The organism is Roseateles sp., from assembly GCF_039595595.1.
In the GTDB taxonomy this organism is placed as follows: Bacteria; Pseudomonadota; Gammaproteobacteria; order Burkholderiales; family Burkholderiaceae_C; genus Roseateles.
On the sequence record NZ_JBCNLG010000011.1, the window covers coordinates 170,158 to 184,593 of the forward strand.

Genomic DNA, 14,436 nt, shown 5'->3' on the forward strand with positions numbered 1-14,436 from the left:
CCTGGGGTCATGTACGCGACAGGTCCACAGCACTGCGACGGCCGCTGGCCCTTCTTACCCCCTCGCCCCAGCGGGGAGAGGGAGGGGAGAGGGGGCTCGTGCCACAGCGCTGCTGCCCTTCGAAGCCCCCCCTCTCCCCTGCCCTCTCCCCCCTCGCGGGGGGCAAGGGAGTTCGTGCCGGCGGCGCGCAGTCTTCAACACCGGCGGCGCGTTGGGGCGGCCGCGACTCACATCTGGCGGAACAGGTGGGTGTAGCTTTCGGCGACGATCAGCGCGTCCTCGCTCTCCTTGAGCTTGACCTGCATGCGTCCGCGGAAGTCGCGGCTGACGCCCGCCACGGCGGCCGCGTTCACCAGCGTCGAGCGATGGATCTGCCAGAACTGCTGTGGGTCCAGCTCCTCCACCAGCTCCTTCAGCGGCTTCCTGATCAGCGCCTCGCCCTGGCGCGTGGCGACGCGGGTGTACTTGTTGTCGGATTGGAAGTACAGCACCTCGTCGACGGTGATGAGCTTCAGCGTCTGCCCCACCGAGGCGTTGATCCAGCGCAGGAACTGCCGCTGCGGCGAGTGCGCCGCCTGCGCGCCGAGCTGGCTCAGCACCGCGCTCAGATCCGCCGGCGGTCCCGCCAGCCGCTGCTTCACCCGCTGGATCGCCGTGAACAGCCGGGCCGGCTCCAGCGGCTTGAGCAGGTAGTCGACCGCCCCTTCGTCGAAGGCCGACACCGCGTACTGGTCGTACGCCGTGACGAACACGACATGCGAGCGTCCCTGCACCTGGCGCGCGACCTCCAGCCCCGTCGCCCCCGGCATCTGGATGTCCAGGAACAGCACGTCCGGCCGCGTCTCGTGCAGCAGACGCAGCGCTTGCACGCCATCCGCGGCCTCGCCGACCACGGTCAGTTCGGGCCACAACTGCGACAGGCGCTCGACCAGCTCGTGGCGCAGCGTCTCCTCGTCCTCGGCGACGACGGCGGTGGGCGACAGGCTCATGCGGGCAGCTCCAATGTGAATTCGGTGTCCTCGGCATTGCTGCGGCAGCGCAGCCGCGGCGGCGGCGCCTCCGGCGCGCGGTCCAGACGCTCGAGCCGCTCGCCCAGCGCGCGCAACGCGGTCTCCTCGCCGCACAGGCCGCCGCGGTCGAAGGACAGCCGCAGCCGCAAGCCGCCGCCGGCGAACTCCTGCGCGCTCAGCCGCGCCTGCGTCGGCAGCCGCGCGGCGTCGCGCAGCATCAGCTGAGCCAGCGGCAACAGCAGCATCGGCGGCACCGGCCGCGAGGCCAGCCACGCCGACCATTCGGTCGCCAGCGGCAGCGCGCCGCGCTGGCGCCCGGCGACCACCGCGAGATAGCTGTCGAGCAGCGCGGCCTCCGATTCCAGCGTCACGCCGCGCTCGCGCAGCCGCGGCAGCGCCACGCGCAGATGGCGGATCAGCCGCTCCATCTGATCGGGCGCCGCGCCGTCTCCGGCGTCGTAGGCGCGCTCGATGTCCACCAGCGTGTCGAACAGGAACTGCGGCTCCACCTGCGCCTGCAGCGCCGCCAGCCGCGAGGCCGCGGCTTCGCGTGTCATCGCGCTCTGCTCGCGCAGCAGCGTCTCGAGCCGGGCACGCGTGCGGCGCCGCTGCATCGCCATCTCGTACCAGGCGACCGACAGGCTCGCGGTGACGCAGATCGAGAGGCACTCGCCGATGAAATTCAGCCACTGGATCGGCTGATAAGGATGCTCGCCCTTGCGGCTGCGCGCCAGGTCGGCGATCGACGGCAGATGCAGCATCGGCATCAACTGGTCGTACAGCAGCTTGGCCAACACCGCGCCGCCCAGCACCGCGAGCGCGAGCGCCGCGATCCGCCAGCCGCCGCGCAGCGCGCTGCGCGTGGCCGGCAGCCAGGTCAGCAGGATCACCAGCGCCACCAGCAGCGGCGTCAGCATCTGGTTGGCCAGCGCGGACGGCCAGCGCGCGTCGTCCATCACGTAGAAGATCGATGGCGCGTCCACCAGCCCGTAGAAGACGCCGATCAGGAGGAACCAGGACAGCTCCTCGCGGCGCAGCGAGCGCCACGCATGCCAGAGCCGTGCCCCCGCGCCGCGCGCGCTCATGCGAGGACCCCGGCCGCCGCCGCGGCCGCGCCGCGGGCCGCACCGGTCAGCGGCACGCGCACCCGCGCGATCACGCCCCGAGGCTCGGCGGCTTCGAGTTCCAGCCAGGCCTGGGTGCCGAACATCGCCGTCAGCCGCGCCCGCGTGTTGGCCAGCCCGACGCCGCTGCCGCCGCTCGCGGCGAAACCCTGGCCGGTGTCGCGCACCTCCAGCAGCAGGCCGTCGCCGGCGGGCTCGCGCCGCGCGGAGATGTCGATGCGGCCGCCCTCGGGCAGCGGCGAGAGGCCGTGCTTGATCGCGTTCTCCACCAGCGTGGGCAGCACCATCGGCGGCAGCGGTGTCGCGAAGAGCGCGGCGTCGGCCTCGATGTCGAAGCGCAGCCGCTCGCCCATGCGCATCTGCAGGATGGTCAGGTAGCTGCGCGCCAGCTCCAGCTCCTGGCTCAGCGTCGACATGCCCTGGCGCATGCTGGGCAGCGCGGCGCGCAAGTAGGCGATCAGGCTGCCCATCATGTCGCGGCCGCGCTCGGGCGCGGTCTCGTACAGGCGCTTCACGTTGGCCAGCGTGTTGAACAGGAAGTGCGGCTCGATCTGCGCGTTCAGCGCCGAGAACTGCGCCTCCAGCTGCTGCGCCTGCAGCCGGTCATGCTGGCGCGAGAGCTCGGCCAGGCGGGCCTGGGCGCTGCGCTCCTCGCGCAGGCCGTGCAGCAGCGCGGCGAAGAAGCCGCCCAGCACCAGCCACAGCGCGGTCGTGGAGGTCAGCCAGGTCCAGCTCAGCGGCTCGTGGTCCTCGGAGCCCAGGTTCGCGACCTTGTAGCGCAGCAGCGTGCCCAGCGCCGCGCCCAGCGCGATCGCGACCGCGCGCACGGCCAGCGGCCAGCGCATCCGCACGCGCGCGAGCAGCGCCTCGGCCAGCGCCAGCGCGGCCAGCACGCTCAGCGCGGTCAGCAGCGTCTGGCGCGTGAAGCGGATCCACTCCAGCAGCCAGCTGCCGACGGTGTCGTCCTGGGTGAGCCAGGTCAGCGAGCGCGCGCCGGCCATCGCCAGGCAGAAGTAGAAGGCCGCCGCGATCATCCGCAGATTGAAGAGCTGCAACGCCGCGTCGCGCGCGGAGCGTCGCGGCTCGGCGGCGGGCGGGAAGGGGGGCGCATCGGACATGGGCGGCATTCTGGCCGCGGCGCGCTGGCGCCGCCATGGGGCTGCGACGAAGCCGTCCAGGGCGGGACGAGTCCGCCCCCGCAGGGACCGGGCCCCCGCAGGCGATACTCGCGCCCCATGAAGATCCATATCGGAAACGGTGCGCGTCTCTTCGTGGACGTCGAGGGCGCGGGCCTGGTGCCCGACGGGGCGCGGATGCGCGAGAAGCCGACGCTGATCTGCATGCACGGCGGGCCGGGCTTCGATCACGCGGCGTTCAAGCCGGCGTTCAGCGCGCTGGCCGACCTCGCGCAGATCGTCTACTACGACCATCGCGGCCACGGCCGCAGCGATCCGCGGCCTGCGTCGGAATGGACGCTCGACACCTGGGCCGACGACATCGTGCGCCTGTGCGACGCGCTCGGCATCGAGAAGCCCATCGTGCTGGGCCAGTCCTTTGGCGGTTTCGTCGCGCAGCGCTACATCGCGCGCCATCCGGGTCATGCGTCGAAGGTGATCCTGTCGAGCACCTCGCACCACATGGGCCTGGACCGCAAGCTGGCGGCGTTCGAGCGCCGCGGCGGTCCGGCGGCGCGCGCGCTGGCCGAGGCTTTCTGGAGCCGCCCGTCGCGCGAGACCTTCGAGGCCTACTGGGCGGGCGTGCGCCACCTCTACAACACGCAGCCCGCGGCCGATGCCGAGGCGGGCGGCCGCACGCTGGTGAACCTGGACATCCTGCTGCACTTCGTCGGCGGCGAGAAGCAGGACCTGGGGCTGCTCCGCGGCCTGGAGCGGGCGCAGTGCCCGGTGCTGGTGATGGTCGGCGAGGAGGATCCGGTGTGCCCGCTCGAGGACGCGCTGGAGATCCATGAGGCGTTGCCGCCCCAGTGGCGTCAGCTCGCGCGCTTCCCCGGCGTGGGCCACGGCGCGTGGCGCGACGATCCCGCCGCCGCGTTCGCGGTGCTGCGGCGTTTCATCGCGGAGTGAATCGCGGCCTGCGCGAGAACTCCCTCGCCCCCCGCGAGGGGGGAGAGGGCAGGGGAGAGGGGGTGCTTCGAAGGGCAGCAGCGCTGTGGCACGAGCCCCCTCCCCTCCCTCTCCCCGTTGGGGCGAGGGGGCAAGAAGGAGCGAGTGCCGCCGGTTGCTTGTCTTCGTCCGTCAGGACGCCGCGAGCGCCTTGAGATCGCGCTCGGCCAGCGAGGCGTCGCCGAGGTTCAGCTCGATGACGCGGCGCAGGTGGGTGATGCTTTCGATGTCGATGCCCAGGCACAGCAGCCCGGCGCGGCCGTCGCCGACATGGGCGAGCTGCGCCGCCATCGTGATGTGGCCGTCATGCGGCGCCAGCGGCAGGTCGAGCAGGCACAACGCGCCGGGCTCGACCTCGGACGCCTCCGGCAACAGCAGCAGCGCGCCCTTGAGCGACAGGTCCAGCACCTGCACCGGCAGGCGCTGGTCGACCGTCACCAGTTGCGCCGGGCCGGCGAACGCGATGCGGGAGAAGTGGCGGCGTTCCTCGGTCATGGCGCGGATGGGAAGTGAAGGGCTCGGGGATCAGAGCTCGGCGTAGATCGTGCTCTTCTCGATGGCCTGATGCAAACGCGACGGGGCCAGCGGCTCCAGGCCCATGGTTTCCAGCAGGTACCAGGACGCGCGCAGCAGCGCCGAGGTGGCCTGGCGCAGCTCGCTCGATTCGGGCGTCTCCTGGCGCGAAAGCATCGCCTGCAACTGCCGCGACTGGTTGTGGCCGGCGACCTCGGGCACCTGCGCCGGCACATGCTGCTGGGTCAGGCGGGCCAGCAGTTGCTGGACCTCGTGGCCATGCTCGGGCGACTGGATCAGGCGGGCCAGATCGCCGAGCAGGCGTTCGCCGGCGGCGGCCAGCAACTGCGCGGAATGATCCGCGCCTCCGGCCAGATACAACGCGGACGCCATGTCCAGGTATTCCAGCGCGCGGGCCAGACGGGGCAGGTCACTGCTCACTGCATGTCCTCCTTGATGCACTCTTGTCACGACTGCTGTTTGCATGCATCGCCGCTCCTTTTGGTGTGGAAATGGAGTCCCTCTCGACGGCGTGAGGCGGAGTGTATCGGGGCCCTGACGCGATGCGCACGCCGTTTGTCACGCTGGCGGGTAGCATCCGTCGAGTTCGTAGAGCGGGCATCCCGATTGCCTGCCCGTCGGCAAGCCGCGCGGGCCAGCGAGTGCCCGACGCCATCCTGACTTACCCGGAGAGACGCATGAATCGGCACGACATTTCGGATGAGGCCATGGGTCCGCTGGACCTGAACGATACGGCGGGGCTCGCGCGGCGCGACGCGCTGGGACGGCTGGGGCGCTATGCCGCCGCCGGTCTGATCCTGCCGCCGGGGCTGGCGGCGCTGCCGGCGCTGGCCGCCGAGAGCGAGGACGACACCTATGACCAGGATTCGGTGCTGAAGGCGGCGACGGACTTCTTCGGCGAGACCACGGAAGGGCTGGCCAAGGTGATCGAGAAGGCCTTCAAGGAGCAAGGCCGCCCGAACGCCTACATCAAGGGCCAGGAGGCGGGCGGCGCGATCACGGTGGGCCTGCGTTATGGCGATGGCGAATTGCTGATGAAGCGTGGCGGCGAGGCCAAGGTGTACTGGGCGGGTCCGTCGGTGGGCTTCGACCTGGGCGCGAATGCGTCCAAGGTCTTCACGCTGGTCTACAAGCTGCCCAAGGCGAGCGCGATCTACCGCCGCTTCCCCGGCGTGGACGGCAGCCTGTACTACATCGGCGGCGCGGGCATCAACTACCAGCGCGCCGACGGCATCACGCTGGCGCCGATCCGGCTGGGCGTGGGCCTGCGCGCGGGCGCGAGCGTCGGCTACATCCACTACCGGCGCGAGAAGACGATCAATCCGTTCTGATCGCCGGGATCGGAAGACGACGGTGGCCGTCCGGGCCGCGCGGGCGGTCAGCCGGTGCGCAGCGGGGCGCCTTCGCGCTGGCTGCGCGCGAGCGCGTGTTCGGCGCGGCCGAGCAGGCCGCTGCCGGTGTCGCCGGCGCCGCGCCAGGCGGTCAGGCCCATGCTGAGCGGACCGGCGGCGGGATGCTGCTGCATCCAGACGGCGCGGAAGCGCTCGCAGACCTTGCGGCCGGTGGGCAGGTCCACGTCATGCAGCAGCATCAGCATGGCCTCGCCCTGGCCGAGCGCGAGCACGTCCTGGGCGCGGCACTGCTGGCGCAGCATGTGCGGCAGCGCGCCAGCCGGCGCGCGCGCCGCGGCGAGCGCGACCAGGCACCAGGTCATGTCGGGGGCGTTCTGCTGCTGGCGCTCGACCAGCCGCGCCAGCAACTGATCCCGCGACGCCAGCGGCGAGGACGCGCCCGCCTGGATCGCCAGCGCGTGGAAGCGCTTGAAGTGGGCGAGGGCGATGCCGAAGTCGCCATGGGCTTCCGCCAGGGCGCTGAAGGCCTCCTGCACGGGGGCGTGGTCGTCGCCGTGCTGCTTGCGCAGTTCATCCAAGCGTGAGCGGGCCGCGTCGAGCTGGCCATCGAGGATGAGACGGCGGGCATCGGCGCAGCCTTGTTCCAAGTCGCCCAGGGTGCCGGGACTGGATCGCAAGACCTTCTCGGGAGTCATATCACCAAAGAATAACGTCCGATATCCGACCCTCCCATGGGGGCTAACCAGCGGAGGAGGCGGGCAAGACGCATCAAACCGTGTCTGCGCCGCAAGTGCGCGCTTACGGGAGGACACGCGGGTCACGGTTCGGTGACGTGGCGGCGAAGGGGGCATGACGGATTCGCGGATGAGGGACGGCGGGGGAGGCGGGGCGGGACTAGGATGGTCCGCGTCGTTCGATGGAGACCCGCATGAGCCAGCAGACCGTCCCTCAGAACCCGCCGTCCCCGGCGTCCCAGCCTGTGCAGGCGAGTGCCGAGAGCCTGCCGCCGCAGGACATCAGCGCCGAGGTGCTGCTGGAGAAATACGCGAAGGATGGCGAGCGCTCGCTGGAGGAAGTGCGGGCGCGGGTGGCGCGGGCGCTGGCGGCGGCGGAGTCGCCGGAGCAGCGGGCGCATTGGGAGCAGCGTTTCCTGCAGGCGCAGCGGCGCGGTTTCGTGCCGGCGGGGCGGATCGCGTCGGCGGCGGGGACGTCCTTGTCGGCGACGCTGATCAACTGCTTCGTGCAGCCGGTGGGCGACGCGATCGCCGAGGAGGAGGACGGTCATCCCGGCATCTACACCGCGCTGACGGAGGCGGCGGAGACGATGCGGCGCGGCGGCGGGGTGGGGTATGACTTCTCGAGGATCCGTCCCAAGGGCGCGTACGTGAAGTCGACGCAGTCGAACGCGTCGGGGCCGGTGAGCTACATGCGGGTGTTCGACCGCAGCTGCGAGACGGTGGAGTCGGCGGGTTCGCGGCGCGGCGCGCAGATGGGCGTGCTGCGGTGCGATCACCCGGACATCGAGGAGTTCATCCATGCGAAGGACCAGGGGGACCTGAAGAACTTCAACATCTCGGTGGGCGTGACGGACGCGTTCATGGCGGCGGTGGAGGCGGACGCGGACATCGAGCTGGTGCACAAGGCGGCGCCGGGGCCGAAGCTGCGGGCGGCGGGCGCGACGCAGCGGGCGGACGGGCTGTGGGTGTACCGGAAGATGCGTGCGCGCAAGCTGTGGGACCAGGTCATGCGCTCCACCTACGACCACGCGGAGCCGGGGGTGCTGTTCCTGGACCGGATCAACGCGGACAACAACCTGCATTACTGCGAGTCGATCAGCGCGACGAATCCGTGCGTGACGGCGGAGACGTGGGTGTTGACCGGGGAGGGACCGCGCCAGGTGGCGGACCTGATCGGGACGCCGTTCCTGGCGATGGTCGATGGCAAGGCGTATCGGACGGAGTCCGCGGGTTTCTTTCCGACCGGGGTGAAGCCGGTGCTCGCGCTGAAGACGCGTGAGGGCCACGCGCTGCGGCTGACGGCGAATCACTTGGTGAGGAGAGTGCTGAAGCGGCGAGGCGATACCGTGGACCTGGACTGGACAGCCGCGGGCGCGCTCCAGCCGGGTGACGAGATCGTGCTGCACGACCATCGCGCGTTTGCCGGATGGAGAGGGACTGCCGTCGCGGATGAAGAGATCAAGGCGCTGGCCAACGGTGTTGCCGTCGCTGCAGGCGGGGGCGGCGTCCCCCGGTCGGTCGAAGCGGCGGCGTCCGTGGCGCAGTCTGCCTACTTGCGCAGTCTCTTTGGCGAATCCGCAGCGGTGAGCGCCGCACCGGCAGTGACGCTGCGATCGCTGGACCATTTGCTCGTGCAGGACGTGCAGCGGATGCTGCTCCGATTCGGTGTTGCGTCGACGAGGCGAACCGTGGACGGCCAGGCCACGCTCCTGATCGCGGATGACAACCTCCAGCTCTTCGCCGATCGCATCGGCTTCGCGGACACGGCCAAGGCTCGGCGGCTGGCCGAGCGCCTGGCGGCGCAGAAGCGGCGTCCCAACCGGGAGCGCTTCGTCGCCACCGTCGCATCCATCGAGCCCGATGGCGTCGAGGCCGTCTACGACGTGACCGTCGAGCACGTCCACGCCTTCGACGCGAATGGTCTGATGGTCCACAACTGCGCCGAGCAACCCCTGCCTTCCTACGGCTGCTGCTGCCTGGGCTCGATCAATCTGACGATCTTCGTGAAGGAGGCCTTCACGCCGAAGGCTGCCTTCGACGAAGCCGAGTTCGCCGAAGTCTGCAAGGTCGCCACGCGCATGCTCGACAACGTGCTCGACGTGACGCCGTGGCCCCTGCCTCAGCAGGCCCGCGAAGCCGCCAACAAGCGCCGCGTGGGCCTGGGCTTCACCGGGCTCGGCGATGCGCTGGTGATGCTGGGCCTGCGCTACGACGGCGTACCCGCCCGCGCCATGGCCCGCCGCATCAGCGAGGTCATGCGCGACGCCGCCTACGAGGCCTCCTCCGACCTCGCGCTCGAGCGCGGCGCCTTCCCGCTGTTCAACGCGGATCTCTATCTCTCGGGCGGCAACTTCGCCTCGCGGCTGCCGCCATGGCTGAAGGACAAGATCCGCGCGCAGGGCCTGCGCAACTCGCACCTGCTGTCGATCGCGCCGACCGGCACCATCTCGCTGGCCTTTGCCGACAACGCGAGCAACGGCATCGAGCCCGCGTTCTCCTGGAGCTACACCCGCAAGAAGCGGATGCCGGACAACAGCTTCAAGGAGTACGCCGTCGAGGACCATGCCTGGCGGCTCTATCGCCATCTCTTCGGCCCCGACGCGCCGCTGACCGACGCCTTCGTCACCGCGCTCGAACTGCAGGCCGCCGATCACGAATCGATGGTCGCGGCCGTCGCGCCGTGCATCGACACCTCGATCTCCAAGACCGTCAACGTGCCGGCGGACTATCCGTACGCCGATTTCCAGGACCTCTACCGCTGGGCCTGGCAGAGCGGCCTGAAGGGGCTCGCGACCTACCGGCCCAACAGCGTGCTCGGTGCGGTGCTGAGCGTCGAGCCGATCGCCAGGCCCGAGCCGCTGAAGGCCGACACCGGCCCGAACCAGCGCCTGCGCGTCGAGCGGCTGCCCAAGCCGGTGCTGGCCTCGCTGCGCTGGCCGAGCCGGCCCGAGATGCCCGGCGGCAATCCCGCGTGGTCGACGATGATCCGCCACCCGCATGGCGACTTCGCGCTGTTCGTCGGCGAGCTGCCGGCGGAGGGCCCCGACGCGGGCCTGTTCGGCCGCACGCTGCCCTTCGAGGTCTGGGTCAATGGCGCGGAGCAGCCGCGCGGGCTCGGTGCGATGGCCAAGACCTTGTCGATGGACCTGCGCGCCAACGATGCCGCATGGCTGCGGCTCAAGCTCGACGCGCTGGCCACTGTCGCCGAGGAGCGCGCCTTCGAGATGCCGATGCCCCCGCTGGGCGAGCCGCGGCTGTTCCCGGGCGTGGTCGCGGCGACGGCCGCGGTGATCCGATGGCGCTGCGAGCAGCTCGGCGCGCTGCAGGAAGGCGGCCCGACGCCGGTGCTCGATGCGATGTTCTCGCGCGAGGAGCCGCGCACCGGCACGGCGGGGACGCTGGCGTGGGCGGTCGATGTCGACAACCCGGCGACCGGCGAGCTGTTCACGCTGACGCTGAAGGAGGTCAGTCTGCCCACGCCCGACGGCGGGAGCGTCACGCGGCCATGCGCGATGGGCTTCTCGGGCAACTATCCGAAGGCGCTGGATGGATTGGCGCGGCTGCTGTCGCTGGACATGCGCGTGCTCGATCCGGGCTGGATCGGCATGAAGCTGCGCAAGCTGCTGAATGTCGGCGAGCCGCTCGGCCACTTCATGGCGCCGGTGCCGACGCTGTCGGGCGAGCGCAGACAGCAGGTGTGGCCGTCGACGGTGGCCTACGTCGCGCGGCTGGTGATCCACCGCTACGCGATGCTGGGCGTGCTCGACGAGAACGGCTATCCGCTCGTGGACATGGGGTTGATGCAGCAGGCGCCGATCAAGGCGGGCGCGGTGGCGCGCTCAGCCTCGGAGACGGGCGGCATCGTCGCGATGGCCGGCAAGAAGTGCCCGGAGTGCGGGAACTCGACGCTCATCCATCGGGATGGGTGCGAGTTCTGCACGGCATGCGGGTTTGTGGGGCAGTGTGGGTGAGCTTGCAAGACGGATCATTGCGGGGCTCGCAGAACGACGAGGGTGTCCTGGAGGTTCACTTGCGAGACTTATGAGCTGCCTTGGCAGTGACCGCCTCACGACCTCGAGTTCTGCGCCTGGAATGCCCGCTCGAACTCCATGAACGCGGACGGCGAGTCGTCCAGCACTTCCAGGCGGGAATCCGTGTAGAACTCGGAGCGCCGATCGGGTGGATCGTCCTCGGGCGAGCGGCGCAGGACAGCCACCGCCATCTGCGACCGCAGGGTCGCGAGCAAGGGATCGGACCAGTTGATGACCAGGGTTTCGAACTGCTTCAGCGCCTTGGCGATGACTTCCACCGGCAGATCGTTCAGCGCGCTCTGACCGCGAGCCGCCAGCGCGCGCTCGACGTAGCCCAGATGGCGCATCACCCGCCGCGTCTGGCGATGCGTGTCGAGCAGCTTCTTGAGGGCGATGCAGGTGGACTTGTGCGTTTCGAGGGCGCTGCTGTCGGGCGGCGGGGGCGCGGGCGGAGGAGCCGCCACGCGGATGCCGATACGCCGGCCTTTGCGCTCCAGGCGGACGTCGAACGAAAGGAGCCGGGCCATCCGGCGGAAGGGCGCCGAGAGCAAGGCGATGCCTTTGAGGGAGGCCAGGCGGGACGTGGACATAGGCGGCGGAGGATCCCAGACCGCCCATCGCGAGTCAGCACGAATTCCCAACGGCCGTGCCCAATGCTGTGGCGAACGCGCACAAGCTCACCAAAATGGCCGGCTTGTGAGCCCCCTGCGGGAGCTCCGCGTTCAGCGGCACGTGCCGTTGCGCCAGGTTTCGGCGGGGACGAAGCGTCGATTCGCGCCTTCGCCCGCCATGCAGAACCGCACCGAGTAGCCGCGCGTCGGATCCGACTTGTCGGACGGCCGCACGTTGAGGAAGGCCGAATAGACCTTGCCGTTCTCCAGCTTGCCCAGGTCGCTGGACTTGGCCGCTGGCGGCACCTCGCCATACAGGTGGCAGGCGGCCGCGGACTGCGGCACCGCGGGGTCGGCGTCATACATCACCCACCAGACCACGCCCACCGGCTGCGTCGACAGGTCGGACACCGAGATCCCCTGCAGCTTCGCCGCCGGGTCGCGTTTCACGTCCTTCTCGGACAGGAAGAAGCAGGGCTGGCCGTCGCGCAGTTGCACCTCGGCGTCCCCCATGCGGGAGGTCGCGCTGCAGGCGCCCACCATCGAGCACAGCGCCAGGATCAGGAGAGGCTTAAGGGAGGTTCGCATGATCGGCCGGGTTCTTCAGGAAGTCCGAGAGCACGTCTTCGTAGAGCGCCAGCGAGTTGACGTATTGCTTCATCGCCACGACGTTCGGGTCGGCCTTCAGGTATTTCACGACGAAGTAGTCCGCGAGCAGGTTGCCTTGCGCTTCCATGTTGTAGTCGCCGAGCTTCTTGCCGCTCTTCAACTCGTACTCGTAGCTGAGCCCGATGCGGAACGCGCCGCGCAGCATCACCCAGTAGCCCAGCTGGTGCTGCCAGACGTGGACCATCTCGTGCATGAACCACCATTGCTGATCGGCCGGCTCCTTGGAGAAGTCCTCCTTGAACTTGCCGGGATTGAAGTAGAGCTCCCCGTTGGGGGTCATCGCGCAGTCGTCCGGCTGCAGTCCGAAGGGGAGGAACTCCTCGCGGTGGACCCACACGGTCGAATAGTCGATGGAGTTGCGGAAGATCTTTTCGCACAGCGCGATCTCGCCCATCGTCAGGCGGCGCTTGCCGTCCACGGGCGTGCCGGCCTGGGGAGGTGGTGGGGTCAGGGCGTCCGGCAGGTGGGACAGGTCGGCGCGCTCGAGCCGGTCGCGCAGCGGCGTGGGGCTGTCCCACACGGCGGGCTCCGACAGCATCGAAATGCCGGGCTGAACCGCCTCGGGGGCGAACATCGTCTGGCGAGTCTCTGTCCCGAGCGGACCGGGAATGGCGGCACGTCCCATGCGAACCTCGAAGGAAGAATGGGGAGGAGTCTAGTCAGCGAGGCGCTGCCGGCGTTGGACCTTGGTCATATGAGCCGCCGCGGTGAATCGGGTGCCTTTCAAGGTCCATCGCTGCACTTGCCCCGCACTTGCTCCACTTTGGCTGCAAATGCAACCAACTTGTCACCGCTTGAGATCAGATGGTTGCTTGATCGGCAACCCCGAGTTTTCCCGTCGCTTCTGAAATAGCCCACGCTTCATATAGTCCGCGCTTCGACCGAGAACACCGAGTATCACGAGGGAGGACGGCCATGGCCGTGAAGAGGATGCTCCGCGCCATTCAGGGCGCGGTGGCGGCGTGCGCGTTGATGTCTGTTTCCGCGCTGGCCCAGACGGATGGAAGCGCGATCAGCTTCTACCAGGAACAAGGCCAACTGATTCGCGGCTCGCGCGGCGTCACGGCGCTCGGGGATCAGCTCTTCGGCGACAGGGTCGACCTCTACACCGGGGCGCTGTCGTTCTCCCAGACGGACATCTCGCTGCCCGGCAACAGCGGCCTGGAAGTGGCGGTGCGGCGGCAGTACACCGCGGGCCGCAAGTTCATCGTCGGGCACTTCGGTGACTGGGACCTGGACCTGCCGCGCATCTCCGGCAACTACGCCACCAGCAACGGCTGGGTCGGCCGCATGAACACCGGCGGACGCTGCAGCAACTTCGGCGCCCCTGGCGCGGCCTACGCGTCCAACGGGAGCGACGCCTGGCCGGACTACCTCTACTGGAGCGGCGTGCATCTCACGGCGCCCGGCGGTGGCGGCGAGGTCCTGAGCAGACACAGCTCCAACACGCAGGCGCCCACGGATGGTCAGAGCTATGCGCTGGTCACCCGAGGGGGCTGGCAGATCCGCTGCCTTCCCACCATCGCCAATGGAAGCGGGGAAGGCTTCGTCGCGCTGAGCCCTGAGGGCGTGCAGTACCGCTTCAACTGGCTCGCGAGCCGCTTCATGCGGCCGCTGTCCAAGACCCCGAGCGTCAACCTCCCGCGACGCGAGTTCTGGATGCTGCCCACCGAGGTCCGCGACCGCTTCGGCAACACGGTGACCTACACCTACGACGCGGCTGATCCGTGGAAGGTCACCAAGATCCAGGCGAGCGACGGCCGCACGCTGAGCTTCACCTACATCGCCTCGGCGGATGGCAAGCCGCGCATCCAGTCGGTGAGCGACGGCCGCCGCACGTGGACCTACACGTATGCCGACGGCAAGCGGCTGAGCAGCGTGACGCAGCCGGACAACAGTCAATGGACCTTCAACCTGTCCGGGTTCGAGGTGTTCTATCCGACGATGGACAGCGGCGCGAGCTGCCTGGGCGGCCCTGGCGATTACCCCGAGACCAAGGTCTATACCGGCACGATGACGCACCCGTCGGGTGCGACGGGGAGCTTCGGCACCCGCTTCATCCAGCATGGCCGCACCCTGCCGGGCGATGGCAAGCCGACCTGCATCAATCTGATCCCCCCGAACAAGGTGAGCGGCGTCGAAGGCGCGAAGGATTTCGCCGTCACGCCGACCAATTGGTACACGCAAGCGCTCGAGACCAAGACGATCAGCGGGCCGGGCCTGGCCGATCGCACCTGGACCTTCG

The 14,436-nt window shown here is 69.6% G+C and carries 13 protein-coding genes; 4 read left to right on the forward strand and 9 right to left on the reverse strand.

Going from position 1 to position 14,436, the window contains the following annotated elements; all coding sequences use genetic code 11:
- Window positions 1-227: 227 nt before the first annotated feature.
- From ABDW61_RS15345 to ABDW61_RS15355, 3 genes are read right to left on the reverse strand one after another with little or no spacing between them, the layout of a single operon-like run.
- Window positions 228-989, reverse strand: coding sequence for a LytTR family DNA-binding domain-containing protein (locus ABDW61_RS15345; RefSeq protein ID WP_343639826.1), 762 nt, complete (start codon window positions 987-989; stop codon window positions 228-230).
- Entirely contained in the window at window positions 986-2,095 is a 1,110-nt protein-coding gene (locus tag ABDW61_RS15350) for a histidine kinase (protein WP_343639827.1), read from the reverse strand. Before ABDW61_RS15350 ends, ABDW61_RS15345 begins: the two co-directional genes overlap by 4 nt.
- A complete protein-coding gene (locus ABDW61_RS15355) occupies window positions 2,092-3,252 on the reverse strand; it encodes a histidine kinase (RefSeq protein ID WP_343639829.1) in 1,161 nt (386 codons plus the stop codon). The genes ABDW61_RS15350 and ABDW61_RS15355 overlap by 4 nt, the downstream gene beginning before the upstream one ends.
- Before the next feature lie 117 nt (window positions 3,253-3,369).
- Between ABDW61_RS15355 and ABDW61_RS15360 the strand changes: the two genes are divergently transcribed.
- On the forward strand, window positions 3,370-4,218 hold the full coding sequence (locus ABDW61_RS15360; RefSeq protein WP_343639831.1) for an alpha/beta hydrolase: 849 nt from the start codon (window positions 3,370-3,372) through the stop codon (window positions 4,216-4,218).
- 171 nt (window positions 4,219-4,389) lie between these two features.
- Here the strand turns inward: ABDW61_RS15360 and ABDW61_RS15365 are convergent, their stop codons facing one another.
- Together ABDW61_RS15365 and ABDW61_RS15370 are read right to left on the reverse strand one after the other, a co-directional pair.
- Window positions 4,390-4,752: a PilZ domain-containing protein gene (locus ABDW61_RS15365; protein ID WP_343639833.1), complete on the reverse strand. Its 363-nt coding sequence runs from the start codon at window positions 4,750-4,752 to the stop codon at window positions 4,390-4,392.
- Between the two features lie 30 nt (window positions 4,753-4,782).
- On the reverse strand, window positions 4,783-5,211 hold the full coding sequence (locus ABDW61_RS15370; RefSeq protein ID WP_343639835.1) for a hypothetical protein: 429 nt from the start codon (window positions 5,209-5,211) through the stop codon (window positions 4,783-4,785).
- A 257-nt stretch (window positions 5,212-5,468) separates the two neighbouring features.
- Here ABDW61_RS15370 and ABDW61_RS15375 point away from each other — a divergent pair, with 257 nt between their 5' ends.
- Window positions 5,469-6,122: a DUF1134 domain-containing protein gene (locus tag ABDW61_RS15375; RefSeq protein ID WP_343639837.1), complete on the forward strand. Its 654-nt coding sequence runs from the start codon at window positions 5,469-5,471 to the stop codon at window positions 6,120-6,122.
- 47 nt (window positions 6,123-6,169) lie between these two features.
- Here ABDW61_RS15375 and ABDW61_RS15380 read toward each other — a convergent pair whose 3' ends face one another.
- Window positions 6,170-6,820 (reverse strand): hypothetical protein, encoded by a 651-nt coding sequence (locus ABDW61_RS15380; RefSeq protein ID WP_343639838.1) that lies wholly within the window; start codon window positions 6,818-6,820, stop codon window positions 6,170-6,172.
- Between the two features lie 251 nt (window positions 6,821-7,071).
- On the opposite strand from ABDW61_RS15380, the gene ABDW61_RS15385 reads away from it, so the two are divergent.
- Entirely contained in the window at window positions 7,072-10,851 is a 3,780-nt protein-coding gene (locus tag ABDW61_RS15385) for a ribonucleotide reductase N-terminal alpha domain-containing protein (protein ID WP_343639840.1), read from the forward strand.
- Between the two features lie 95 nt (window positions 10,852-10,946).
- Here ABDW61_RS15385 and ABDW61_RS15390 read toward each other — a convergent pair whose 3' ends face one another.
- The 3 genes from ABDW61_RS15390 to ABDW61_RS15400 form a co-directional block, all read right to left on the reverse strand.
- Entirely contained in the window at window positions 10,947-11,501 is a 555-nt protein-coding gene (locus ABDW61_RS15390) for a hypothetical protein (RefSeq protein WP_343639842.1), read from the reverse strand.
- 132 nt (window positions 11,502-11,633) lie between these two features.
- Window positions 11,634-12,110 (reverse strand): hypothetical protein, encoded by a 477-nt coding sequence (locus ABDW61_RS15395; RefSeq protein ID WP_343639844.1) that lies wholly within the window; start codon window positions 12,108-12,110, stop codon window positions 11,634-11,636.
- The gene (locus tag ABDW61_RS15400) at window positions 12,094-12,765 is read right to left on the reverse strand and encodes a Rhs element Vgr protein (protein WP_343639845.1); all 672 of its coding nucleotides are present in this window, start codon (window positions 12,763-12,765) and stop codon (window positions 12,094-12,096) included. Before ABDW61_RS15400 ends, ABDW61_RS15395 begins: the two co-directional genes overlap by 17 nt.
- 398 nt (window positions 12,766-13,163) lie before the next feature.
- Between ABDW61_RS15400 and ABDW61_RS15405 the strand changes: the two genes are divergently transcribed.
- Window positions 13,164-14,436, forward strand: a 1,273-nt coding sequence (locus ABDW61_RS15405; protein ID WP_343639847.1) for a hypothetical protein, incomplete at its 3' end; no start/stop codon positions are given.